1 protein-coding gene is annotated in these 508 nt (G+C 39.8%); it reads left to right on the top strand.

Going from position 1 to position 508, the window contains the following annotated elements:
• Window positions 1–129: 129 nt before the first annotated feature.
• Window positions 130–465, top strand: a complete 336-nt coding sequence (locus tag R7R78_RS29715) for a helix-turn-helix domain-containing protein (protein ID WP_029863732.1) — start codon at window positions 130–132, stop codon at window positions 463–465.
• The last annotated feature ends 43 nt before the right edge of the window (window positions 466–508 follow it).

Raw genomic sequence — 508 nt, 5'->3', positions numbered from 1 at the left:
AAACCACCCATAAGTAACTTAAATTGCACTTATAGATAATTTTTTATACAGTCACAACAAAAGTGAGTTATAGTGAACTTATATATTAAAACGAACCCAATAGTGACAAAAGTACATTAAAAGGCACTTATGAAAAAAGGTAAGATGGTAAAGGCACAACCTATGCCTGATTTGAATACCGAGTTCAGTATGGAAACGCTGGGGAGCGCCATTCGCTCAAAGCGCACCGATAGAGGCTGGCGTATTGATGATCTCGCTTCAAAAGCCAACTTATCTCGTAGAACAGTCATGAAAGTGGAAAAAGGCGATAGCAGTGTCACCTTTGCCAATGTACTCGTCCTCATGGACATCTTAGGGCTATCGTTACGCCTTATCGATTTAAACCTATTTGTTCGTCCACATAGTCAAATAACCTCCCAAGCTGAAAACAGCGTGAGAAGCAATGAGGACGGTTGGTATGAGTAAGTTACAACAGTTAGACGTGTTTATCGGTACGAATACCAAAATT

Source organism: Vibrio sp. 2134-1 (assembly GCF_033339495.1).
This window is presented reverse-complemented; position numbering and strand designations above follow the sequence as displayed.